Annotated in this window: 22 protein-coding genes; 8 read left to right on the top strand and 14 right to left on the bottom strand. The window is 66.2% G+C overall.

The window, feature by feature from the left end:
- Window positions 1-3: 3 nt before the first annotated feature.
- Entirely contained in the window at window positions 4-588 is a 585-nt protein-coding gene (locus J3E61_RS20825) for a TetR family transcriptional regulator (RefSeq protein WP_210084808.1), read from the bottom strand.
- Window positions 589-704: 116 nt separating this feature from the next.
- Between J3E61_RS20825 and J3E61_RS20820 the strand changes: the two genes are divergently transcribed.
- On the top strand, window positions 705-2,480 hold the full coding sequence (locus J3E61_RS20820; RefSeq protein WP_210084807.1) for an acyl-CoA dehydrogenase: 1,776 nt from the start codon (window positions 705-707) through the stop codon (window positions 2,478-2,480).
- Here J3E61_RS20820 and J3E61_RS20815 read toward each other — a convergent pair.
- The 5 genes from J3E61_RS20815 to J3E61_RS20795 all read right to left on the bottom strand — a co-directional run bounded on the left by J3E61_RS20815 (window position 2,477) and on the right by J3E61_RS20795 (window position 7,461).
- Complete coding sequence (locus J3E61_RS20815; protein WP_210084806.1) at window positions 2,477-3,325, bottom strand: siderophore-interacting protein; 849 nt, start codon at window positions 3,323-3,325, stop codon at window positions 2,477-2,479. The genes J3E61_RS20820 and J3E61_RS20815 overlap by 4 nt on opposite strands.
- Before the next feature lie 76 nt (window positions 3,326-3,401).
- A complete protein-coding gene (locus tag J3E61_RS20810) occupies window positions 3,402-4,451 on the bottom strand; it encodes a hypothetical protein (RefSeq protein WP_210084805.1) in 1,050 nt (349 codons plus the stop codon).
- Window positions 4,452-4,460: 9 nt separating this feature from the next.
- Window positions 4,461-5,585, bottom strand: a complete 1,125-nt coding sequence (gene dprA, locus J3E61_RS20805; protein ID WP_210084804.1) for a DNA-processing protein DprA — start codon at window positions 5,583-5,585, stop codon at window positions 4,461-4,463.
- Window positions 5,582-7,093 (bottom strand): YifB family Mg chelatase-like AAA ATPase, encoded by a 1,512-nt coding sequence (locus tag J3E61_RS20800; RefSeq protein ID WP_192721161.1) that lies wholly within the window; start codon window positions 7,091-7,093, stop codon window positions 5,582-5,584. Before J3E61_RS20800 ends, dprA begins: the two co-directional genes overlap by 4 nt.
- Entirely contained in the window at window positions 7,093-7,461 is a 369-nt protein-coding gene (locus J3E61_RS20795) for a YraN family protein (protein WP_210084803.1), read from the bottom strand. Before J3E61_RS20795 ends, J3E61_RS20800 begins: the two co-directional genes overlap by 1 nt.
- 178 nt (window positions 7,462-7,639) lie before the next feature.
- Between J3E61_RS20795 and J3E61_RS20790 the strand changes: the two genes are divergently transcribed.
- Window positions 7,640-8,458, top strand: coding sequence for a DUF1206 domain-containing protein (locus J3E61_RS20790; RefSeq protein ID WP_210084802.1), 819 nt, complete (start codon window positions 7,640-7,642; stop codon window positions 8,456-8,458).
- A 4-nt stretch (window positions 8,459-8,462) separates the two neighbouring features.
- Here the strand turns inward: J3E61_RS20790 and J3E61_RS20785 are convergent, their stop codons facing one another.
- Window positions 8,463-8,861: a hemophore-related protein gene (locus J3E61_RS20785; protein ID WP_192721164.1), complete on the bottom strand. Its 399-nt coding sequence runs from the start codon at window positions 8,859-8,861 to the stop codon at window positions 8,463-8,465.
- A gap of 167 nt (window positions 8,862-9,028) precedes the next feature.
- Between J3E61_RS20785 and J3E61_RS20780 the strand changes: the two genes are divergently transcribed.
- Genes J3E61_RS20780 through J3E61_RS20765 form a run of 4 tightly spaced genes read left to right on the top strand, consistent with a single transcriptional unit; the run spans window position 9,029 to window position 15,191 of the window.
- Entirely contained in the window at window positions 9,029-10,045 is a 1,017-nt protein-coding gene (locus J3E61_RS20780; RefSeq protein ID WP_210084801.1) for an iron ABC transporter substrate-binding protein, read from the top strand.
- Entirely contained in the window at window positions 10,046-11,644 is a 1,599-nt protein-coding gene (locus tag J3E61_RS20775) for an iron ABC transporter permease (protein ID WP_210084800.1), read from the top strand. It abuts the gene before it with no gap.
- Window positions 11,641-12,684 carry an ATP-binding cassette domain-containing protein gene (locus tag J3E61_RS20770; RefSeq protein WP_192721167.1) on the top strand — a complete coding sequence of 348 codons (1,044 nt, stop codon included), beginning with the start codon at window positions 11,641-11,643 and terminating at the stop codon, window positions 12,682-12,684. The genes J3E61_RS20775 and J3E61_RS20770 overlap by 4 nt, the downstream gene beginning before the upstream one ends.
- A complete protein-coding gene (locus tag J3E61_RS20765) occupies window positions 12,681-15,191 on the top strand; it encodes an AMP-binding protein (RefSeq protein ID WP_210084799.1) in 2,511 nt (836 codons plus the stop codon). Before J3E61_RS20770 ends, J3E61_RS20765 begins: the two co-directional genes overlap by 4 nt.
- Here J3E61_RS20765 and J3E61_RS20760 read toward each other — a convergent pair.
- From J3E61_RS20760 to J3E61_RS20735, 6 genes are all read right to left on the bottom strand, one after another.
- Window positions 15,084-15,884 carry a thioesterase family protein gene (locus J3E61_RS20760; protein WP_210084798.1) on the bottom strand — a complete coding sequence of 267 codons (801 nt, stop codon included), beginning with the start codon at window positions 15,882-15,884 and terminating at the stop codon, window positions 15,084-15,086. The genes J3E61_RS20765 and J3E61_RS20760 overlap by 108 nt on opposite strands.
- Window positions 15,885-15,895: 11 nt before the next feature.
- Window positions 15,896-17,095, bottom strand: coding sequence for a CoA transferase (locus tag J3E61_RS20755; RefSeq protein ID WP_210084797.1), 1,200 nt, complete (start codon window positions 17,093-17,095; stop codon window positions 15,896-15,898).
- 98 nt (window positions 17,096-17,193) lie between these two features.
- Window positions 17,194-19,341 (bottom strand): MFS transporter, encoded by a 2,148-nt coding sequence (locus tag J3E61_RS20750; protein WP_210084796.1) that lies wholly within the window; start codon window positions 19,339-19,341, stop codon window positions 17,194-17,196.
- Between the two features lie 8 nt (window positions 19,342-19,349).
- Complete coding sequence (locus J3E61_RS20745; RefSeq protein ID WP_210085644.1) at window positions 19,350-20,270, bottom strand: arginase family protein; 921 nt, start codon at window positions 20,268-20,270, stop codon at window positions 19,350-19,352.
- Window positions 20,271-20,301: 31 nt separating this feature from the next.
- Window positions 20,302-20,592 (bottom strand): hypothetical protein, encoded by a 291-nt coding sequence (locus J3E61_RS20740; RefSeq protein WP_210084795.1) that lies wholly within the window; start codon window positions 20,590-20,592, stop codon window positions 20,302-20,304.
- The gene (locus J3E61_RS20735; RefSeq protein ID WP_210084794.1) at window positions 20,589-21,362 is read right to left on the bottom strand and encodes an HAD family hydrolase; all 774 of its coding nucleotides are present in this window, start codon (window positions 21,360-21,362) and stop codon (window positions 20,589-20,591) included. Before J3E61_RS20735 ends, J3E61_RS20740 begins: the two co-directional genes overlap by 4 nt.
- Window positions 21,363-21,385: 23 nt before the next feature.
- Between J3E61_RS20735 and J3E61_RS20730 the strand changes: the two genes are divergently transcribed.
- Complete coding sequence (locus tag J3E61_RS20730; protein WP_210084793.1) at window positions 21,386-21,859, top strand: GNAT family N-acetyltransferase; 474 nt, start codon at window positions 21,386-21,388, stop codon at window positions 21,857-21,859.
- On the opposite strand, the gene J3E61_RS20725 is transcribed toward J3E61_RS20730, so the two are convergent.
- Entirely contained in the window at window positions 21,824-23,023 is a 1,200-nt protein-coding gene (locus J3E61_RS20725; protein ID WP_210084792.1) for an MFS transporter, read from the bottom strand. The two genes, J3E61_RS20730 and J3E61_RS20725, sit on opposite strands and share 36 nt — an antisense overlap.
- Before the next feature lie 66 nt (window positions 23,024-23,089).
- Here J3E61_RS20725 and J3E61_RS20720 point away from each other — a divergent pair, with 66 nt between their 5' ends.
- Window positions 23,090-23,974: a LysR family transcriptional regulator gene (locus tag J3E61_RS20720; protein WP_210084791.1), complete on the top strand. Its 885-nt coding sequence runs from the start codon at window positions 23,090-23,092 to the stop codon at window positions 23,972-23,974.
- The last annotated feature ends 9 nt before the right edge of the window (window positions 23,975-23,983 follow it).

Raw genomic sequence — 23,983 nt, 5'->3', positions numbered from 1 at the left:
TGGTCAGCGAACCAGTCGCTCCGCCACCCCCGCGTACACCAGACCGAGCTTCTCGGCATCGCGGTGCTGCCGCGAGGGGAACCATCGGCACACGTCGACGCACAGCGACGAGATCGCCATCACCACCTCGTCGACGTTGTCGACGTCGAACTCCCCCGCGGCCACACCGCCTGCGACGATGTCGGTGAGTACGTCGGTCACCTGGTGTCGAAGCGGTGCGATGGTGCGGTAGTGAGCCGAAGTCAGGCCGTGCAGTTCGTATTGCACGACGCGGGCCTGTTTGTGGTTCTCGGCGTGCCATGACGCGAACGCCGCGACGACCGCGCGCAACCGCTCGGTGAAGGTAGCGACCGGCTTGTCGGCCTTTTTCAACGCTGCCAGCAGACTGCTGTGACCCTCGAGCGCGATCGCGTACAGCAGCTCTTCCTTGGAGCGGTAATGCGGGTACATGGCCGTCGCGCTCATGTTGAGTCGCTTTGCGATCTGACGCGTGGAGCTGCCGCCGTATCCCGACTCCGCGAAGGCTTCGATTGCGGCGCGCCGCATGCGTTCCGCTGCAGCTGAATCCGCAGCTCGATCGATGGTCATGACGGTCGGGATCCTACACGTGATTGACATATTCCGGCGGTCGGCGCATTATTAGCGAGCGCTCATAAAATGAGCGCTCGCTTATGTGATGTACATCTCGGAAAGGCTGTCCCGACATGGCGGAGTTCTTCTCCAGGCGTGATGTCGACTTCCTGCTCTACGAGTGGCTAGACGTGGTCCAGCTGACCAAGCGCGACCACTTCGCCGAGCACTCCCGCGACACGTTCGACGCCGTCATCGACCTGTCGGCCGACATAGCGACGAAATGCTTTGCGCCACATAACAAAAAGGGCGACCAGAACGAGCCGACCGTCGGCCCCGACGGGAAGGTCGTGCTGATCGACGAGATCAAGGACGCGCTGAACACGTTCAGCGAAGCGGGCTTGCTGGCCGGATCGTTCGACGACGCGGTCGGCGGCATGCAGCTGCCGACAGTGGTGGCGCAGGCCTGCATGGCGTTCTTCCGGGCCGCCAACCCGAGCACCACGTCGTACGCGTTTTTGACCGTCGGCAACGCCAACCTGCTTGTCGAGTACGGGACCGAAGAACAGATCGACACCTGGGTCCGCCCGATGCTCGAGGGACGGTACTTCGGCACGATGTGCCTGTCGGAACCCGACGCCGGGTCCTCGTTGACCGACATCACGACCAAGGCCGTCCCCGCAGCCGACGGCACCTACCGGATCACCGGAACCAAGATGTGGATCACCGGCGGCGACCATGAGCTGACCGAGAACATCGTGCACCTCGTGCTGGCCAAGGCGCCCGGCGGTGGCCCGGGCGTCAAGGGTATCTCGTTGTTCATCGTGCCGAAGTACCTGCCCGATGGCACCCGCAACGACGTCGCTCTGGTCAGCCTGAACCACAAGATGGGCAACCACGCCACCACGAACGCGTTGCTGAATTTCGGCGACGGCACGCATCAACCGGCTGAAGAGCCCGGCGCGGTCGGCTATCTCGTCGGTGAGGAGCACAAGGGCCTCGCCTATATGTTCCACATGATGAACGAGGCGCGGGTCGCCGTCGGCTACCAGGCGATGGCCACGGGATACGCCGGTTACCTCGCGTCACTCGAATATGCCAAGCAGCGCACGCAGGGTCGGCCCGTTGGCGACAAGGACCCCAACCGCCCGCAGGTGGCGTTGATCGAGCATGCCGACGTCAAGCGAATGTTGTTGGCGCAGAAGTCTTATGTCGAGGGCGCGTTCGCGCTCGGCCTCTACTGCTGGATGCTGGTGGATGAGGGGCGCACCAGCGTCGGGGCCGAGCGCGAACGCGCCAATCTTCTGCTCGAGGTGCTGACTCCGATCGCCAAGAGTTGGCCGTCGCAGTGGTGCCTCGAGGCGAACAGCCTGGCGATCCAGGTACACGGTGGCTATGGCTACACCAAGGAGTTCGACGTCGAGCAGTGCTACCGCGACAACCGTCTCAACGCGATCCACGAAGGCACGCACGGCATCCACGGCCTGGATCTGCTGGGCCGCAAGGTGGTCATGCAAGACGGTGCGGGCCTGAGGTTGTTGGCCGAGCGGATCAACGAAACCGTCGACAAGGCGTTGCAGACCGAGAGCACGGCGGGCTATGCCCGGCAGTTGCGTGAGGCGACGCAACGGCTGGTCGACGTCACCGAAACGCTCTGGGCCGCAGGCGATGTCGCCACCACGCTCGCCAATTCCAGCGTCTACCTCGAGGCGACCGGGCATGTCGTGATCGCGTGGATGTGGCTGGAGCAGCTGATTGCCGCCAACGACCATCAGGGCGACTTCTACGACGGCAAACGCGCTGCGGCACAATACTTCTACGCCTTCGAGCTGCCGAAGGTCGGCCCGCAGTTCGACCTGCTGGCCAGCCTGGACCGCACCACGGTGGACGCGCAGCCAAGCTGGTTCTAGGCCGACGACTCCGCTTCGGCCAGCTCGCGCTTCCACTGGCGGAAGGTCTCCTCGGTGCGTCCGCGTCGCCAGTAGCCGGAAATGGATGCCGCCCACTTGGCGTCCACACCGCGTTCCTTGCGGATGTAGGGCCGCAGGTTGTGCATCACGGTCTGGGCCTCACCATGGATGAACACCTGCACCTGGCCTGGCAGCCAGGCCGCCTCCTTGACCGCGGCGATCAGCGGTGCGTTGTCGCCGGCCATGTCTTCGGGCACCAGGTCGGCGCGACCGCCGCGGTAGATCCACCTCACGTCGACACCCGCCGGTGCCCTCAGTGCGATCTCGTCCTCAGGTCCGGCGACTTCGATGAAGACTTGGCCAATGGCGTTGTCGGGCAACGATTCCAACGCGGCGCTGATGGCCGGCACGGCGGCCTCGTCACCGGCGAACAGGTGCCAGTCGGCCGCGGGATCCGGTGTGTACGCCCCGTTGGGGCTCGTCAGGTAGGCGGGTTGTCCCGGTGTGGCCGATGCCGCCCACGGCCCGGCCACACCGTGCTCACCGTGCACGACGAAGTCGATCGAGATCTCGCGGCGCTCGGTGTCGACACGGCGCACGGTGTAGGTGCGCACAGTGGGCCGGTTATGGGCAGGTAGCTCGTTGAAGCTGTCCATCGTCAGCGGCTGCGGCAGCGCGGCGACGTCGACGCCATCGGGTACAAACGCGATCTTGACGTAGGCGTCGGTGTTCTCGTTCGGGACGAACGTGTCAAAGCCCTTGCCCCCCAAGACGACACGGATGAGGTGCGGGGTCAACTGCTCGGTGCGCACCACCTCGAACGTATTCAACGGACGTCCTGCCACAACTCCTCCAAATTGATTAGCCAAACTTATGGTTGTGTTTTCACAACTATATGCGATCGGGCGCCCGCTCGGTGAGCTACCTGGCCAGCACGCTGGCTGCTAGCTTCGGCTGCCAGTCCGACGTCACCAGCGCGCCGAAGTTGTCCTGCTCGTTGTCCTGGTCGGCGGTGTCGACATCACGGATCGAGAAGATGAACGCCGGACCACTGAACCCGGACTCCGCGGCCTTCCACAGTATGTCGGTGATCTGGCGGGCCTGCTCCTGCTGGGTGACGCCGGCGGCCGAGGGCGCGCTAGTCGGCGCGCCGATTTCAGTCATCCAGATCTTCTTTCCGCCGTCGCCGTTGTCGATCATGAGTTCGTGTACCCGCTCGACGTCGGACCACCCGTTGTGATCGTCGACGGCCAAACCGTTGGGATAGACGTACGGGTGCATCGCCATCGCGTCAAACGATCCCTTCGCGCCGAGTTCGTACATCGATTTCACGAATGCGGGCGGGTCGTCGGGCGCCCATGCGCGGCTCAATCCGGCAGCGATCACGGTGCTGTCCGGTTGGGACGCCTTGATCGCGGGATAGGCCACCTTGAGCAGTTCGGTGTAGCGGGCCGCGCGATCGGGAATCTGCCCGAAGAACAGCGGGACGTTGGGCTCATTCCAGATCTCCCAGTCGCTGACTCGGTCGCGGTACCGCTGCACCACCTTTTCGGCGAAGGCCGCAAACGTGTTGGGGTCGATCGGTGGAGCGCTGAAGTAGCTTCCAGGCGTCCGCGCCCAGTCGGGGGTGTACGCAATGAGGCCAAGCACTTTCAGGCCGCGCTGCCGCGCGCCGTTCACCCAGTGGTCGACGTAGCCCCAATTGAACGCGCCGGGCATCGGCTCGACGAGGTGCCAGTCGATGAGCACGCGCAGCCAAGAGGCGTTGGTCTTGGCCGCGGCGTCGAGTTCGCGATCGGCGTCGACGGTACTCATGTACGTCATTGGCGCGCCGACGCTGAACCCGTAACCGTCCTGCGGCGGGGTCACCGCTTCGGCGATCACCGCGCGCTGGCCGACGACCGTCATCGCGGCGACGAGCAGGACGATGGTTGCGGCGCGGGCAACGATCCTGCTCGTCACGCTGTGCATGGAGCCAACCTACCGAAGCGCCAACTTCCAACGCCCACCTTGACAGACGACCAGGCCCGCGATCTCCAGCATGGAAAGCGGACCCAAGACCTGCGTCGGTGGCAAACCGGACCCAACGGCGATCTCGTCGACGGTGCGCGCACCGCGGGCGGGCAACGCCTCGTACACCCGACGCTCGTCGTCGGCAAGACCGTCCAGCGGCGACGTCGGACGCACGGGATCGGCGGCCAACTCGCCTACGTGGCCAACCTGTTCCACTAATTCGTCTGCGCGTGTGACGAGGATTGCGCCCGAGCGCAACAACACATGGCAGCCGACGGACGCCGACGATGTGACCGGCCCCGGCACCGCGCACACTCCGCGCCCCAGCGCCTTGGCCCACGCGGCGGTGTTGGCCGCGCCGCTGCGGGCACCGGCCTCGACGACAACCGTGGCGCCCGACAATGCCGCGACGAGTCGGTTGCGGGTGAGGAAACGATGCCGCTGGGGCCGCAGGCCCGGCGGGTACTCGGTGACTATCAACCCCGCTTCGCGGATCCGATGCAACAGCGCAGCATGGCCCGCAGGGTAGGCCACGTCCATGCCACCGGCGAGCACCGCGGCAGTCAATCCGTCGGCCGCCAGCGCCGCACGGTGCGCCGCGCCGTCGATGCCGTATGCACCACCGGACACGACCGCCACGTCCCGTTCTGCCAAACCGGCGGCCAACTCCCCAGCGACATGTTCTCCGTATGTGGTTGAGGCCCGAGTGCCCACGATCGCCGCCGCACGTTCGGCTATCTCGTCGAGCCGCTCCGGACCCGTCACCCACAACGCCAGCGGTGGATGCGCCTCCTGGCGCTGCCTCGAATCGATGCCATGGAACGACGCGAAGGCCAGCAGCGGCCACTCGTCGTCTTCAGCGGTGACGAGGCGGCCACCCAGCCGTGCCATCACCTCCAGATCATCTGCAGCGCAGTCGATCTGGTAGCGCGCCTCAGTCAGCCGGAGTAACGGCCCCTGCACCTCGCGGCGCTTCACCTTGCCCGCGGCGTCGACGGGGCCGACGCTGGCCACCAGCGCCGCGAGTTGCGGGCATGGCGGCTCTGCGACGCGGGAGAGGTATGCCATAGCGAGCAGGACGGGATCGCTCATCGCGCACCGCCGGCCTGACGGAAACTCAGCGCAGTGGTGACCTGCTCGACTCCAGGCGACGTCCGGCCGTCCAGATCGGCCAATGTCCAAGCCACACGCAAACTTCGGTCGAATCCCCGCGGACTCAACTGACCACGGTCGAGTGCCGTTCGCAGCGGCTTCATGGTGTTGAAGTCAAGCCGAAATTTTCGGCGCATAAGCGAGCCGCTGACTTCGGCGTTGGTGCGGACGCCGTACGGCCGCCATCGCTCGGCGGCCGCCATCCGGGCCGCGGCTACGCGCTTGCGGACGGCGGCGCTGGACTCTCCGTCCTCGGCCGCGAATGCTCCGGCCCGTGACGTATGCATCTCGACGCGCAGGTCCACTCGGTCCAACAGCGGCCCAGAGAGCTTGCCCAGGTATCGCCGCTTGACCATCGATCCGCACGTGCAATCCTTGGGGTCTGCGGGCGCGCACGGACATGGATTGGCGGCGAGCACCAGTTGGAAACGCGCCGGATAGCGAGCCACCCCGCCACGGCGGGCAATCCGAATCTCGCCTTCCTCCAATGGAGTTCGTAAGGCTTCCAACGCGGCCACCCCCATCTCGGCGCACTCGTCGAGAAACAGCACGCCGCGGTGTGCTCGGCTGACCGCACCCGGTTGGGCCATCCCCGACCCGCCGCCTACCAATGCCGCAACGCTTGACGTGTGATGCGGTGCAACGAAGGGCGGCTGGGTGATCAACGGTGTGCCGCCCGACAACAAACCAGCCACCGAATGAATCGCCGTCACCTCGAGCGCTTCTTCGTGTGTCAGTTGCGGCAGCAGGCCCGGAAGCCGTTGTGCCAGCATGGTTTTGCCGACTCCGGGCGGACCGGTCAGCATCAAGTGGTGTGCACCTGCGGCCGCGACCTCGACGGCGTACCGAGCGTGGGACTGGCCGACCACATCGGCGAGGTCGACCGACGAACTCGGCGCGGAAGCGGGCACCTCCACACGGTCGTCGAGCTCGGTCTTGCCCACCAGCCAGGCCAGCAACTGCCCCAGACTGCTCACACCCCATACATCGATACCGTCGACCAGGCTGGCCTCCGCGAGATTTTCGGATGGGACCACGACGGCGGGCCATCCCTCACGCTTGGCGGACAGCACGGATGGCAACACACCTTTCACGGGGCGAACCCGGCCGTCGAGGGCGAGTTCGCCCAACAGCAGTGTCTTATCGAGCCGTGGCCAGGCCGTCTTTTTCTCCGCGGAGACGACGGAGGCCGCCAAGGCCAGGTCAAAGACGGAGCCCATCTTCGGCAAGGTGGCTGGGGACAGTGCAAGTGTCAGCCTCGCCTGCGGCCAATCCATGCCGCAATTGGTGATCGCGGCGCGCACCCGGTCGCGGGACTCCTGCAAGGCGGCATCGGGCAGACCCACTAGATGCACACCCGGCAGCCCGGAACTGATGTCGGCTTCGATCTCGACGATCACCCCGTTGAGTCCGCGTACGGCCACCGAAAAGGCCCTCCCGAGCGCCATCAGCCGACCCCCTGCACGTGTGTGATCTCCGGCGTTCGGCTACGCCCGATGCGCACACCGATCACGTCGATGCGCACCGCACCCCAGTTGCCGGGCTGGGTTGCCAACCACAGCCCGGCGAGACGACGAAGACGACGCACCTTCACAGGTGTCACCGCCTCGGCCACACCACCGAACTGGTCGGTGGTGCGCGTCTTGACCTCAACGAACACCACCGCGCGAGCGGCGTCGTCAGCCGCAATCACGTCCAATTCGCCGTACCGGCATCGCCAGTTGCGCGTCAATACGCGCAGCCCCAGCGATGTCAGGTAATCGACCGCCAATTGCTCACCCAGCGCACCGATTTCGGCCCGCGTCAACGAAGTCATGGCTTCACAGTGCGGCGCAAGGCCGACACGTCAGTGCGCTCAGGACCCGGCACCCGCGTGGTTTCCCGCCTAAAGCGGAGTTATCCACAGTCATGACTTCATCCACAGCAGAAGCCTGATTCGAAAACCGCTTGCAGCAGCAAGTTTCGCCTTCGTCAAAATGCGGGTACACGGGGCCATGGTCGACGACTCAGTTCACGGCGTAGTCGATAGGGCTACCGACAGCGACGCCTTCGAATACGCAGCCCGCGCCGGGTTTGCCGTCAGCGGTGTCCTGCACATCGTCATCGGATACCTGATTGCGCACATCGCCTTCGGTTCCACGGGCAACGCGGATCAATCCGGCGCGTTGGCCGCACTGGCCAGTCAGACCGGTGGCCCGGTGATCCTCTGGGCCGTAGCGGCGGGCCTGATGGCACTCGGCCTGTGGCGCATCGCCGAAACGATCGTCGGCTCGAAACCCGGTGAAGGGTCTGGGCCCACGCAGGACGACACCCCGGTGTGGAAGCGCGCGAAATCCCTCGGACTGGCGATCGTGAACTTCGCGATCGCGTTTTCAGCAGCGCGCTTTGCGATGGGAAGCGGCAAGCAGAGCAGCGAACGGAATGCCGGACTGAGCGCGCGCATGATGCAATCCGGTTGGGGCAAAAGCATTCTCATCGCCGTCGCATTAGGTCTGGTCGTGGTCGGCTGTTACCACATCTACAAGGGAGTGACGAAGAAGTTCTTCAAGGATCTGCGGGTCAGCGGTGGATCGATGGTCACCGCTGTCGGAATCGCCGGCTATGCGGCCAAGGGCGTCGTGCTGGCGGGCGCCGGGGTGCTCGTCGTCATCGCGACGGTGCAAGCCGACCCGTCGAAGGCGACAGGGCTCGACGCGGCGGTCAAGGCGCTCGGCCATGCTCCGTTTGGGAAGGTGCTGCTGGTCGTCGCCGCCCTTGGGATCGCCGCGTTCGGCTGCTACAGCTTTGTCCGCAGCCGGTATGGCCGGATGTAGCGCGCTACATCGGGGCGCCGGATTGGGACAGTGCTTGGTACAGCGCGGCGATCTGCATCGGCTGGATCGCTGCGTTGCAGCCATGCTGCAGGTCGATCAACGGCGCCGCGATGCCGCGCAGCTCCGCAAATTCCTGCGGTCGGCCGGTGAAGTAGTCACGGACCGACTGCTCGGCGCCAGCGCCCTGCATGCCGGCCGCCGTCAGCACGTTGTTGGCGTCCGGATGGGCATCGAGCCACGCACCCGCCGCGGCGAGGACCCCGCTGGCGGTATGGGAGAAGCCACTCGCAGTGCAGTCGGGCTGAGCGCCCGCCGTCGGGACAGCAACCGTCACGGCTGCAACGGCGCAAGTGGCAAAGGCGCCGAACAGGCCGCGGCGCACGGCAGTAGCTGACGTTGTCATGTGGGCACATATACCCCCGGGGGGTCAAGATCAAGCCAGGTGCGCGCCTCCTTCAGCAACCGTGGGTAACCCATATTCGGGCACCCGCCCAGATCAAAAGTCCGCTACGGGTAAATTCGCTTAGGCAAAGCTCAGCTAAAAGCGTGCATACGGAAGGATCTGACTGGATGCGACGAGGTTGGAGCCGTATCGCCGCACTGCTATCAGTTCTGGCCGTCGTGCTCGGCGCCACTGCATGCTCGGGCTCCGAAGACAAGAACGAGCTACTGATCTACAACGCCCAGCACGAGTCGCTGACCAAAGAGTGGATCGACGCCTTCACCAAGGAGACCGGCATCAAGGTTTCCTACCGTCAAGGCGGCGACACCGAGCTCGGCAACCAGCTGATCGCCGAGGGCGACGCCTCGCCGGCCGATGTGTTCCTGACCGAGAACTCCCCCGCGATGGCCGCCGTTGAGCGCGCCGGGCTGTTCGCGGACCTCGACGGCGAGACCTTCAAACAGATTCCGCCGCAATTCCGTCCGGCCAGCGGCAAGTGGACCGGCGTCGCCGCGCGCACCACGGTGTTCGTCTACAACACGGCCAAGCTCAAACGTGGTCAGCTGCCGAAGTCACTGCTGGACCTCGAGCAGCCCAAGTGGAAGGGACGCTGGGGTGCGCCGCCGGCCAAGGCGGACTTCCAGGCGATCGTCGCCGCCCTGCTGCAGCTGAGAGGTGAGCCCGCGACCGCGCAGTGGCTGGCGGCGATGAAGGCCAACGCGGTGATCTACAGCGACAACATCGCCACGCTCAAGGCGGTCAACGCAGGTGAGGTCGACGGCGGCGTGATCTACCACTACTACTGGTTCCGCGATCAGGCGGAAACCAAAGAGATGAGCGGGAATACGGCGCTGTACTACTTCCGCAACCAGGATCCCGGCGCCTTCGTCAGCATCTCCGGCGCGGGCGTCCTGAAGTCCAGCAAGCGGCAGAAGGAAGCCCAGCAGTTCATCCGCTTCATCACGGGCAAGACCGGCCAGGAGGTCCTGCAGAAGGGCGATTCGTTCGAGTACCCAGTGGCCGCTGACGTCCGCCCGAACCCTGCTCTCACCCCGCTGGTCAAGTTGGGCGCCCCTCTTGTGGACCCGTCGACGCTTGACGCGCAGAAGGTGACGGACCTGATGACGAAGGCCGGGTTGTTATAGGTGGTCGCTCCCCCGGTCGGCCGAGCCGACGATCAGACCCAGTCGCGCCCGGCGGCGCCGGTCTCGAGGCCCGACAGGGCCGCTCGACCCGGCAGGCTGGTCAGCGCGGCCGTCACGATCCTCGTCGCGGCCACCCTGATTCCACTCGGCTATGTCGCGTGGGCAGCGGTGTCGATCGGGTGGACGAAGGCCTATCACCTTGTCGTGCGGCCCCGGGTCGGCGAACTGTTGATCAACACCGTGGCGCTGGTCGCGATCACGGTGCCGGTGTGCGTGGTCATCGGTGTCGGGGTCGCGTGGCTGGTGGAGCGGACCGATCTTGCGGGCCGCGCGTTCTGGCGTCCGTTGTTCGTCGCACCCCTCGCGGTCCCGGCTTTCGTCAACAGCTATGCGTGGGTGGGCGTGGTCCCGTCGCTGCACGGGTTGTGGGCGGGGGTGCTGGTGTCGACGCTGTCGTACTTCCCGTTCATGTATCTGCCGGTGGCCGCGACTCTGCGCAGGCTCGACCCTGCCATCGAGGAGTCCGCCAGGGCGCTGGGCTCGAACTCTGCCGGGGTGTTCTTCCGCGTGGTGCTGCCACAGCTGCGGCTGGCCGTCCTCGGCGGCGGCCTGCTGATCGGCGTCCACCTGCTTGCCGAGTACGGCGCTTTCGCGATGGTGCGGTTCGACACGTTCACGGTCGCCATCTTCCAGCAGTTCCAGGTCACCTTCGACGGCGCGGCGGGCAGCATGCTCGCCGGGGTGCTGGTGCTGCTGTGTCTGGCGCTGCTGGTCGCTGAGGCGCTGGCACGTGGCAGGGCCCGATTCTCCCGCGTCGGGTCGGGTGCGCCGCGCGCGGCGACACCGATTCGGTTGGGACACAACATGCTAACCGGGCAAATCGCTCTTGCCGCCCTGGCGGTCCTCGCGCTCGGCGTGCCGGTGTGGACGCTCCTACGCTGGCTGTGGATCGGCGGGGCCGACGTCTGGGTGTTCGATGACATCCTCACCGCGCTGGGCCAAACCATCGGGCTCGCAACGGCTGCCGCGGTGCTGACGACGGTGCTCGCCTTCCCCGTCGCCTGGGTCGCCGTGCGCTCCAGCGGCCTGCTCGCCCGTGCCGTCGAAGGCGCGAACTACGTCACCAGTTCACTTCCCGGCATTGTCACCGCGCTCGCGCTTGTCACAGTGACCATCCATCTCGCGCCGCCGCTGTATCAGAGCATCGCGTTGATCGTGTTCGCCTACGTGCTGCTGTTCATGCCGCGCGCGCTCGTCAATGTCCGCGCCGGACTTGCTCAGGTGCCGCCAAGCCTCGAGGAGGCGTCGCGGTCGTTGGGTAGTTCACCGGCGGCCACCTTTCTTCGGGTCACGCTGCGACTGACCGCACCCGCGACCGCGGCGGGTGCATCGCTGGTATTCGTCGCTGTGGCAACCGAATTGACCGCGACGCTGCTGTTGGCGCCGACGGGAACCAGCACCTTGTCGATGAGGTTCTGGTCGTTGTCAAGCGAACTGGACTATGCGGCCGCCGCGCCTTACGCCCTTGTGTTGGTGGTGCTCGCCGTCCCCGTCACGCTGGTGTTGTTCCGGCAGTCGACGAAGGTGGCCGCGCTATGACCGCCGCGACGCTCGAGGTCAATGGAATCGCCAAGTCTTTCAGCGGACATACGGTGCTGCATGACATCGATCTGAGCCTGCAGCCGGGTACCACCACCGCCGTCGTCGGCGCATCGGGCTGCGGCAAGACCACGCTGCTGCGCCTGATCGCGGGGTTCGAATCCCCCGATGCGGGCACGATCTCCATCGACGGACGGCAGGTCGCCGGTCCGCAGCGCGCGGTGGCCCCGCACCGTCGCAGCGTCGGCTATGTCGCGCAGGACGGCGCGCTGTTCCCGCATCTGACGGTCGGGCAGAACATCGCCTACGGATTGCGCGGCACGGCGCGTGACGAAGTGCGCGCCCGCGTCGCCGAGCTCCTCGAGACCGTTGCCCTCGATCCGTCGTACGCGGCGCGCCGACCCCATGAACTGTCCGGAGGACAACAGCAGCGGGTGGCACTCGCACGCGCACTCGCAAGGCACCCGGTGTTGATGCTGCTCGACGAACCGTTCAGCGCGCTGGATACGGGCCTTCGCGCTTCGACCCGCAAGGCGGTCGCCGGTCTGCTCGCCACCGCAGGCGTGACAACACTTTTGGTGACGCACGACCAGGAAGAGGCACTGTCGATCGCGGATCAGGTGGCGGTCATGCGTGACGGACGGTTCACCCAGGTGGGTACCCCGCAGCAGGTCTATCGGCAGCCGACCGACCGATTCACCGCCGAATTCCTCGGCGACTGTATCTCACTTCCCTGCACGGTCGCGTCGGGCTTCGCCCAATGTGCACTGGGCCGGGTGCCGGTCCAGGCCGGCGACGGGCCGGCCACTCTGGTGCTGCGGCCCGAACAGCTTGTCGCGACGGTGGTTTCGGACAGCGAGCACCTCGACGGCGTGGGTACGGTGATCGCCACCGAATTCCTCGGCCACGATGTGCTGTTGACCATCGATCCGGCGGGTGGGGCCGCGCCGCTCGTCGTGCGTCAGCACAGCTTCAACCCGCCGCCCATCGACGCCAAAGTGCGGATCGAGGTGGTGGGCGCCGGGATTGTGCTGACGTGAGCCGAATTCTCGACCACCTTCGCGCCCGTGGCGAGAAGGTGGCGATCCTGACGGACACCCAGCAGCTCACGTATCACCAACTCGCGGATGCGGTCGCCGACGCCGCCAGCGAACTCGACGGGCCCCGTCGCCTGGTCCTGCTCGAAACGCACAACGACGTAAGCACTTTGGTGCACTACCTGGCGGCGATGACCACCGGCCACGTCATCCTGCCTGCCTCTGCCGGCCACGACCACACGGCGATCCTGCAGACGTACGAACCGGGCGTCGTCATTGACGCCGACGGCATCCGCCACCGCCACCAACACCACCGACTGCACGACGATCTCGCGTTGTTGTTGTCCACTTCGGGCAGTACCGGCTCCCCCAAACTCGTGCGGCTGTCCCACCGCAATCTGTGCAGCAACGCCGCGGCGATCGCCGACTACCTCGACATCCGCGAAACCGACAGGGTCGCAACGACGTTGCCGATGTCCTACTGCTATGGGCTTTCGGTGATCCACAGCCACCTGCTGCGCGGCGCGGGTCTGATCCTCACCGATCGCTCGGTCGTCGACGACGAGTTCTGGGACCTGTTCCGCGCACACCGAGGCACCACCTTCGCAGGCGTGCCCTATACCTTCGAGCTGTTGGAGCGGGTCGGCGCGCAGGCGCTGGATCTGCCGCATCTGCGCTACCTCACCCAGGCGGGCGGCCGGATGCCACCGGAGCGTGTCCGCCACTTCGCAGAGCTCGGCCGACAGCAGGGCTGGGACTTGTTCGTCATGTACGGCGCGACGGAGGCCACCGCCCGAATGGCTTACCTGCCACCGCAACTCGCCTCGTCACGTCCGACCGCGATAGGCAATCCGATACCGGGCGGAGCGTTCAGCATCGAACCGAGCGGAGAGCTGGTGTACCGCGGTCCCAACGTCATGATGGGGTACGCACACCGGCCCGACGACCTCGCTCTCGGCAAGACCGTCGATGCGCTACACACCGGAGACATCGCGCGCCGCGGGCCTGATGGCTTGTACGAAGTGATCGGACGCAACAGTCGTATCGTCAAGATGTACGGGTTACGGATCGATCTGCAGCGCGTCGAGGCGACGTTGTCCGACCATGGTGTGACGGCGTTCTGCGCCGACGTCGACGACCGCCTCGCGGTGCTGACGGCCGGGCACGATCGCAACGAGGTGCAACACATCGCCGCGTGCGCAGCGGGCATCCCAGCCGCGAGCGTACAGACCGTCACCGTCGCCGAGTTGCCGATGTTGCCGTCGGGCAAACCGGACTACCAGAGGGCGCGGGCCCTCGCACGCATGTCGGACACCAAGCCTCCCGGTGTGATTGGACTGAGCAACCTGTTCGCCGACGTGCTGGGGCTTGACGCCGAGAGCATCGACCCCGCCGCAAGCTTCGTGGACCTCGGCGGCAATTCACTGACGTACGTGACGATGTCGGTGCGGCTGGAGCAGGCACTCGGTCGGCTACCCGCTGACTGGCAACGGCTGCCGCTGCGGGAATTGGAAGCCATGCCGAAGCCGGCACGGCGGCGGTGGCGTTCGACGCTGGAAACCACTGTCGCGCTGCGCGCCGCCGCGATCCTGCTCATCGCCGGTTCGCACGCCGGGCTGTTTGAACTGTGGGGCGGAGCGCACGTGCTGCTCGGCGTTGCCGGATACAACTTCGGCCGGTTCTGCCTCACACCTGTGTCGCGCACCGAGCGGGTCAGGCACCTGCGCAACACGATCGCATGGATCGCCGGACCGTCGGTGGCGTGGGCCGCGATCGCGCTGCTGATCACCGACGACTACGCGCCGACAAATCTGCTGCTGGCCAACAAATTCCTCGGCCCGCACGACAGCATGACCGCAGGCCGATTGTGGTTCGTCGAAGTGCTGGTGTGGATCCTGGTTGCGCTCGCCGTGCTGTGCTGGCTACCGGCGGTCGACCGATGGGAACGGCAGTGGCCCTTCACCGTCGCCGTCACAGTCCTGGCCGTCGGGCTTGCGCTGCGCTACGACATCCTCGGACTGCATCTCGGCGACGGCGCATGGTTCACGATGCTGGCGTTCTGGTTCTTCGCGGTCGGCTGGGCCGCGGCCAAATCCTCGACGACATTGCAGCGGGTGGCGGTGACCGTCGTGCTGATCGTCAGCCTGCACGGCTATTTCGACCGCACCGAACGAGAATTGCTGGTGCTGGCCGGGTTTGTCCTGCTGATCTGGTTGCCTGCGTTGCGCTGCCCGCCCGCGGCGTCAGTCGCCGCAGGCGTCATCGCGGAGGCGTCGCTGTACATCTACCTGACGCACTACCAGGTCTATCCGCTGTTCAAGGGTCACCCGCTGCTTGGCGTACTCGCATCAGTGGTGGTGGGTGTCGTTCTCACGCAGCTTGTCTCGACACTGCGCAGGCGGCTAACGGTCGGCGATAAGGCCTTCTTGCGCCAACGTCGCCGCGATGAAACCGTCGGCGCGGACCATGCTGGCGGTCACGACACCACGCCCGCGCGCCGCCGCCGGTGAGCGGCACTCCAGCAGATTCCATTCATCGGCCCGAACGGCCCGATGAAACCAGATCGACGAGTCGGTGGTGCCACTGCGATGGGTACGGGCCTTCATCGAATGCCCGTGCACCTGCAGCGCGGGGTCGATCATGTAGACGTCGGTGACGTACACCGCGACCAACGTGTGCAACACCGGATCGTCGGGTAACGGAATCGTCGCCCGCCACCACAGCCGCCGGACGAACTCCCCGCTCGAACTGTCGTCGGCGATCCTGATGTCGAGTTCCTCCAGCGGCATCGACGGCGCGGGGCCGGCGGGCCCGGTCCGGGGCAGCGCCTCGGGATCACCGGGCATGTCCGCAACGTGCCCGTGCTCGGGGCCGGGCAACTCCGCCGCGAACGACACTGTCGCGGTCGTCAAGAGTCGCCCACCCTGGTGAGAGTCGACTCGACGCGCCGCCGCGGTCCTGCCGTCGAACACCCGTGTGACGGTGTATTCGACGGGATCGCCTGCCTCACCGCCGCGCAGGAACTGCAGATGCATGTTGGTCGGCAAGCGGTCCGCGTCGACGGTGCGGCACGCGGCAGCCAAGCTCTGGGCGACGAATTGTCCACCGTAGGAACGCTTTCCGGTCGGTCCGCTGGCGGGACCGATCCAGGTGTCCACGGCGGAGCCTGGAGCAACCTCGAGCAGCTTCAACAGGGCGCTCATGCCACGGGCGCTCATGCCACGGTGCCCGATTCGGTGAGGTTTCCGATCTCATCGGCAGTCATCCCGAGCCATTCGCCGAGTACCGCGGCCGTGTCGTCGCCGAGCGCCGGTGCCGCGACCGCGGGCGGGTAGTCGCCGTTGATCTCCAATGGCAGGCCCGGTGCCAGATACTGCCCGATCCGAGGCTGATCGAGCGAGGTGAACATCGGGTTGGCGGTGACTTTTTCGTCGACGGCCGTTTCTGCGAATGTGCGGTAGCGCTCCCACAATACGGAGGTGCTCGCCAACCCCGCGCGGACCTCTTCTGCGGTGTGTTGGGAGAACCATTCGGTGAACAACCCGGACAATGCGTCGCGGTGGCGGTACCGCTCCCCCTCATCGGAGAAGTCCGCGCCGAGTGTATCGGCCAGTGCAGCAACGGCTTTCGTCGTACCGGTCAGCTCGGTCAGGTCGCGGAAGTGTCGACCCGTCAGCGCAACGATCATGAACGACGCCCCGTCGCTGCTGGTGAAGTCCTGGCCGTACTGGCCGTACACCGAGTTGCCGATCCGCTCGCGGGCAGTGCCGTTCACCATCACCTCGGTGAACAGGCTGAGATTGCCCGCGGTCGCCAGCGCGACGTTCTCCAGCGGAATGCCGATCCGCTGACCCTGCCCTGTCGCATCGCGATGCCGCAACGCGGTGACGACCGCCAGCGCCGCGTAAATGCCGCACGAGACATCCCACGCAGGCAGCACATGATTCACCGGTGTCGCGAGTTCGGCGGGACCGGTGACCAACGGAAAACCAATGCCCGCGTTGACGGTGTAGTCGACCCCGGTGCCGCCGTCGGCACGCCCGGACACCTCGACCTGAATCAGATCGGGACGCAACCGCGTCAGCGTGTCGTACGAATGCCATTCCCGGCCCGCGACATTCGTGATCAGGATGCCACTGTCGGCGATGAGCCGCTGCACCAGATCCTGGCCCTGGGCCGAGCGGAAGTCGGCGGCAACCGAACGCTTGCCCTTGTTCAGGCCGGCCCAGTAGATGCTCTCCCCGTCAGCCGTGACCGGCCAGCGATGGTAATCGGCGGCACCACCGATCGGGTCGACGCGGATCACCTCGGCGCCGAGTTGGCCCAGCGTCATCCCAGCCAACGGCACCGCGACGAAGCTCGAGATCTCGACGATCCGCACCCCGGCCAGCGGGCGGGCCGCATCTACAGTCACCCGGCCAAGCTATCAAGCGCCCGACAAACCCCCGCGAGACTGCGGGGAGATGGTGAAATGCCGACGAATTGCGATCTCCCCGCAGTTTCGGCGGATGGTCAAGCGCCCGCGCCGGCGAGTTTGGTCGCTGCAGCTTCGATGGTGTCCTCCGACAGCAATACCTGCAAAGCGGCCTCGCCCAGCGGAATGAAGCTGTCGCTGCTGGCCACCCGCTCCACCGCGCCGGTGTAGCCGTGCTCGAGCAGCGCAGCGAGCACACCCTCGCCCACCCCACCGGTCGCGCGGGTCTCGTCGACGATCAGCACCCGACCGGTCGCGTTGGCCTCGCGAACCATGTCGTCCACCGGCAACGGCGCCAGCCACCTCAGGTCGACGACGCGCACACGGATGCCAACCGACTCCAGCTTGCGGGCCACCCGCAAACTCATCCGCAGCCCGTTGCCGAACGTAAGCATCGTCAGGTCCGTCCCGTCGCCGTATGTCCGGGCCCGTCCGAGCGGCACCGCTTCCTCCGGATACGGGGCGAGCCAGCCGTCGTCGCCCTCGGCGTACAGATCGCGAGTGTGATAGAGGGCGATCGGTTCGAGGAACACGCACACGACGCCTGCCGCTTTCGCCGCGGCCGCGCAGGTGTGCAGCATCGCGGCGGCGTCATCGGGTCGCGCCGGTGACGCGATGACGACTCCTGGGATGTCGCGGAGCGCGGCAATCGAGTTGTCGTTGTGAAAATGCCCGCCGAACCCCTTCTGATACCCATAGCCCGCCACCCGCACCACCATCGGATTGCGGTACTGCCGGTTGGAGAAGAACTGTAGCGTCGCGCCCTCCCCGCGAATCTGATCCGAGGCATTGTGAAAGTACGCCAGGTACTGGATCTCTGGGATCGGCAGCAGTCCCGACACCCCAGCACCGAGCGCAAGGCCGAGGATCGACTGCTCGTCGAGCAGCGTGTCGAACACCCGCGCCGAACTGGTCTTGCCGAGAAGCCCACGGGTGACGCCGTACACGCCTCCCTTGCGGGCGACGTCCTCGCCGAAGATCATCGCCTCTGGAAAGCGGTCCAAGATGTCGTGCAACGCGCGGTTGATCGCAAGGGCGACCGTCAGCGGCGCATCTGGCTCACCTGATCTCACCGTCGCGGCCAGCGACGCCGGCGACGCGGCAGCGGCATCCGAGAGGCTGTCGTGCAGCGGCCTCATTATCGCCGCCGCGCTGTCCAGCTGCGGCTCCAAGGTGACCTCTTCGGCGAGCTGAATCACGTTGGCGCGCATGGCCTCATAACGGTCGAGCACCTGCTCAGGCGTCAACACACCAGCCTCGATCAGAGCCAAAGCCGTACACAGCACCGGGTCTCGGTCGTAGTCGGCTGCTATCTCGGCAGGACTGCGGTAGGCGGGCTCGAAGTCCGAACCGGCGTGTCCCATCAACCGGACCATCCGAAGATGCAGGAACGCCGGGCGTCGGTGTGTGCGCACCCATTCCGCTGCCGCGGCCGCCGCCTCCGACGTCGCCGCCACATCCCAGCCGTCGGCGCCGAAATACCGCAGCCCGTCCCGATTTCCGTAGGTGTGTCTGATCCAGCCCCGTGGCGTTGCGACACTGATGCCGATCCCATTGTCCTCACAGACGAACAGCAACGGCATCGGCACGCCCTGATACGCCGCATGCAAGGCTGCGTTGATCGCGCCGACCGCGGTCGAATGATTCACCGACGCGTCGCCGAAGCTGCACACCGTGACGGCGTCGTCGGGCCACGGGCATGCCACGCCAAGCTTGCGGGCGCGGGCGATGGAGAACGCGACGCCGAGCGCGCGCGGCAGGTGAGACGCGATCGTCGACGTCTGCGGGATGATGTTCAGGTCGTAGCGCCCGAACACCTTGTGCCTGCCGCCGGCGATCGGTTCCGCAGTGGCCGCCACCAGCCCAAGAAGCACGTCGCGCAACGGGTCTCGGCCACCGGCCTGCGCGGCGCGCGCCAGAAAGAACCCGCCCGAGCGATAGTGCAGCAACGCGGGATCGGTCGGGCGCAGCGCGGCTGCTACCGCGGCGTTGCCCTCATGCCCCGATGAGCCGATGGTGTAGTAGCCCTTGCCTTTCGACCGCAGCCAGCGCGCGGCCAGATCGAGGTGCCTGCTTGCCAGTTGAGCGTCGAACACACCGAGCAACGAATCGTCCTGCGAGGAGCGCACACCGGCACTAAGCGCAGAGACGGTCGCGGTGAAATGCTCATCGATCGGTTCGGCCAACCGGGCTCCTAAGGACTGATTGTCGGACGTACCAACACATTTCGGATGAACGCGACGATCTGCGCGGCACCGGCGCCGTCGGGGTCCTGATCCGGATCGTAGATCGCGAGGCTGCCGCCGACACATGGCGCGGGTCCGGTGAACAGCGCCGAGACGAGATCGGTGAGCTGATCCCACGTCAGGCCTCCGGGTTCATCGTCGACATCCGGTAGACCCTGCGCCGGAAACTCGACGGGATCGAGCACATCGAGGTCGATATGCAACCACCACCGGTCCACCCGGCCCGCCAGCTGTTCGATCGCCTGACGTCCAGTGCCAGAAGGGTCGTCGGCGACTTCGGCCAGCGGTGCCAGCCACACGCTTGAATCAGCAAGCGTTCCGACGTTGAACTGCCGCCGCCAGTCGTCGTCGCGCGGACCGAGGATCACCAGTTGTTCGGGCCTCAGCGCAGGCAGCCGATCGCCGAGCTCGCCGGTCAGCAGCCGACCGGTCAATCCGAGCAACAGACCGATCTCGGCGTTGGCCGCCTCGCCGTCTTCGGACACATCCAGCGGCATGGTGTCCTCGTGGCCGTCGATGAAGACCAGCCCGACACCGCCGACATGATCGCGCAGGCCGGTCACGATGCCGAGCAGCGTCGAACAGTCTCCGCCGTAGACGAACGGGAACCGGCCCGCTCGTATGACTTCGCCGACCTTGCGGTTGAGCGCGTCGGTCATCGCCAGCAGCGCACGCTCGTTGATCAGGCTGGTTGACTCGCCGCGGCCGGGATCCGGATCGGGCAACGCCAAGTCGTCGTCATCGATGACGTGGTGATGATCGAACGCGTCGAGAAGGCCGGCGTCGCGCAGCGCAGCAGCCGCACGCGCTTGATGCCCGTTGCGCCCGTAGCCGTCGAACGGCACCCCGATCAATTCGATATCCGAGATTGTTTCGCTCCTTATGTCCGCGGCATGCGACTCAGCCCTCGATGACCAGGGCGCTATCGCCCCTGCCCGTCAGCAACACGCCGCGATCACCTTCGACGATCACCCCCCGAACATAGGTCGTATAGGGGGTGGCGCCGTCGTAAATCTCGTTCTTGACCTCCTCGGCCAAAATCGACCTGCCGGCTTCGGTCCACTGGTACCGGTACGACGTTCGCGTCTCGCCCTGACCGAGGCCCTCATCGCATCGCGGTGGCGGCGTGCCGCGGTCTTTCATGGCACGCAGCGACGCATGCACTTGTGGGGCGAGTCCGACGCGCGTCAAACCAGTTCGATGCAGTCGGCGATCGAGTCGAGCACGCGGCCGGGCCGGAACGGATACCGCGCGATGTCGGCGACGGTGGTCGAGCCCGTGAGCACCAGGACGGTGTCCAGGCCCGCCTCAATACCCGCGACGACGTCGGTGTCCATCCGGTCGCCCACCATCATCGTGCTCTCCGAATGCGCCTCGATCCGGTTCATCGCGCTGCGGAACATCATCGGATTCGGCTTGCCGACGAAGTACGGCTCGCGGCCGGTGGCCTTGGTGATCATTGCCGCGACCGAGCCGGTGGCGGGCAGCGGCCCCTCAGCCGACGGCCCGGAGACGTCCGGGTTGGTCGCGATGAACCGCGCGCCCCCGAGGATCAGCCGGACCGCCTTGGTGATCGCGGTGAACGAATATGTGCGGGTCTCCCCGAGCACGACGAAGTCGGGTTCGGTGTCGGTCAGCGTGTAGCCGACCTGGTGCAACGGCGTGGTCAGGCCGGCCTCACCGATCACGTAGGCCGACCCACCGGGCTGCTGAGCGTCCAGAAACGCGGCGGTGGCCAGGCCCGACGTCCAAATCGACTCCTCAGGCACAGTCAGCCCCGACCGTTTCAGCCGGGCGGACAGATCCCGCGGCGTGAAGATCGAGTTATTCGTCAGCACGAGAAACGGCCGCTCCCGCTCTACCAGGCGTTGCAGGAATTCTGCGGCGCCGGGCAGCGCGTGTTCTTCGCGGACGAGGACACCGTCCATATCGGTGAGCCAGCACTTCGGTGTTGAGCGCACCGGTCCACCCTAGGCTGATATTCGTGGATCAGACGTCTATCCGACGAGCCGCAACGGCTGACCTGGGGGCGATTCACCAACTGATCACCGACGCATACACGAAGTACGTTCAGCGCATCGGGCGGCCGCCTGCCCCGATGACCGCCGACTACGCCGCCGTGCTCGAGCATTGCCGGGTCTGGGTGCTTGTCAGCGACCGGGCTGTCATCGGCACGCTGGTGACAGAAGACCGCACAGACCACCTGCTGCTGGAGACGGTGGCCGTCGCGCCCAGCGCCCAGGGACGCGGCCACGGTGCGCGGTTACTGGCCCGCGCCGAACGTGATGCTGAAGAGCTCGGGCTGCCCGAGGTCCGGCTGTACACCAACGAGGCGATGACGGAGAACCTCACCTTCTACCCGCGCCATGGCTACCGGGAAACGGCCCGTGCCGTCGAAGACGGATTCCGGCGCGTTTACTTCTCAAAGGCAATGCGCCGCCGCGCTTCGTCGGGCTAACGCGCACTCAAATCGCCGGACGGGACGGACGCCCAAAACGCTTGCGCCAAGCCCGAGCACGGTCACCAGCGCCGTCACCGCGAACCACTGCGCATGGAGCCACGCGAGTCCGCCGAGCCAGCCGAACGCACTGGACCCGGCGTAATAACTGATGTTGTACATCGCAGTCGCCTGCGCGCGACCGTGATTCGCCCGCGCCGCGACCATGCTGGACGCGACCGCGTGCCCGACGAACAGTCCGGTCGTCAAGACGACGAGTCCCAGCAGGATCATCGATACCGGCCGCGCAAGCGTCAGCGCGGCGCCGCCCGCCATCAACAGCCCGGCCGCTGCGAGTACCGGTGGCCCGCCGACGCAGTCGGTCAGCCATCCGGCGGCCCGCGAGCCGACAGTGCCCCCGAGGTAGGCCAGAAAGATCAGCGAAACCATTGTCGGCGCAAGCCGATACGGGTCCGCTTCCAGCCGGAACGGCAAATAATTGAAGACGATCACCATCCCGCCGATCAGCAGTGCGCCGATGGCGAACAAGCTCAGCATCGCCGGGTCACGCAGGTGCGCAAGCACGGCGCCGTGTTCAGGCTCGTTCGCTGACGCGCCGGATGGCCGCGGGATCACGCCGATCAGCGCCACCATGAGCACGGCGACGAGACAACCGAGGATGAAAAGTGCGGCGCGCCAACCGAGGTGATCCGCGATGGGCACCACGAGCAGGCGCCCACTGAGACCACCCAATGACGTTGCCGCGACATAACTTCCAGCCATTGTGGCGACCCGCTGCGGCGCAGCGGAGTTGTGCAGCAGCGCCATAGCGAGTGCCGGGATGCCACCGAGCGCGATTCCGTGCAGAAATCGGCCCGCGAGCAACGTGTCGAAGGTCGGCAACCAGGGCACCGCGATCGCGGTGACGGCTGTGCCCGCGGCGGCCAAGCGCATCGCCGCTGTGGTCCCGATGCGATTCGACAACCACGCCCACGGCAGCACCGACAGCGCGAGGCCCAACGTCGCCGCCGAGACCAGCAGTGCCGCTTGCGAGGGGTCGACGGAAGCGTCGCGCGAGATCTGGGTGAGCAGCCCTTGCGGCGCGTACATCGTCGCGAATGCCGCCAGCCCGGCGCACCACAGTGCAGCCGACAATCGCCAGTGTGAGCTGTTCATACCTGCCATTGCACCCGGCCAGATATATATTGTGAAGGACCGATTCAGTCATGCAGTGATAGCGAATGGATATCAATGGTTGAGGTGCGAGAAGCGAGGTATTTCATCGCCGTTGCCGAGGAACTCAACTTCGGCCGGGCGGCCGAACGACTGCACATGTCTCAGCCGCCGCTGTCGGCGGCAATCAAGTCAGTCGAAAAGCGACTCGACGTCGAACTTCTTCACCGCACCACGCGTGAGGTCCGCCTGACCCCGGCCGGAGCTGTTTTTCTCGACCACTGCCGCATCCTCGTCGCAGCCGCGGAGACCGCCGATGCCGCCGCGCGGCATGCGGCCGACGGCCAAGCGGGCGAACTCCGCATCGGTGCCGTCAGTTCGGCGTTCACCGACCCGCTGCCCACCGCGCTGAGCACCTATGCGGACACTCATCCTCGTGTCGACGTGCGGGTGCGCGAAGTCGACACCCACGTCGGCATCGAGCTACTCCGGCGCCGCGAGATCGACATCGCGCTGATTCGGCAGTTCGCGCCCCCACATGATTGCGAACACGCTGTCCTGCGGCGCGAAAGACTCGTGCTTGCTACGCCAATTGATTGGCAACTACCGCGGGGGTTGAGCCGTGACCTGGCGCTGGCGGCAGAGCTGCCATGGATCTGGGTGCCTCGCGACATCTCGCCGGACTATCACGATCAAGTGGCCGCCTGTTGTCGCGCTGCGGGTTTCACCCCGCGCGGTCAGCACTGGGCAGGATCCATCAACAGTCAACTGGCGATGGTCGCGTCGGGTCTCGGTGTCGCGCTGGTTCCCGCGAATTCGGTAGGCGCCCATCAGCTCAGAAGTTCGGTCAGGGTCATCCGGGTCTCGGGGTCGACGACCATCGACCTCGCCGCCGTCTGGCGGCCGGCCGCCAACCGACTGGTCACCGACTTCCTGGCCGCGATCAAACAGGCTGCCGCCTAGGCTCTTCCG

Source organism: Mycobacterium sp. OAE908, from assembly GCF_017872775.1.
GTDB lineage: Bacteria > Actinomycetota > Actinomycetes > Mycobacteriales > Mycobacteriaceae > Mycobacterium.
This window is presented reverse-complemented; position numbering and strand designations above follow the sequence as displayed.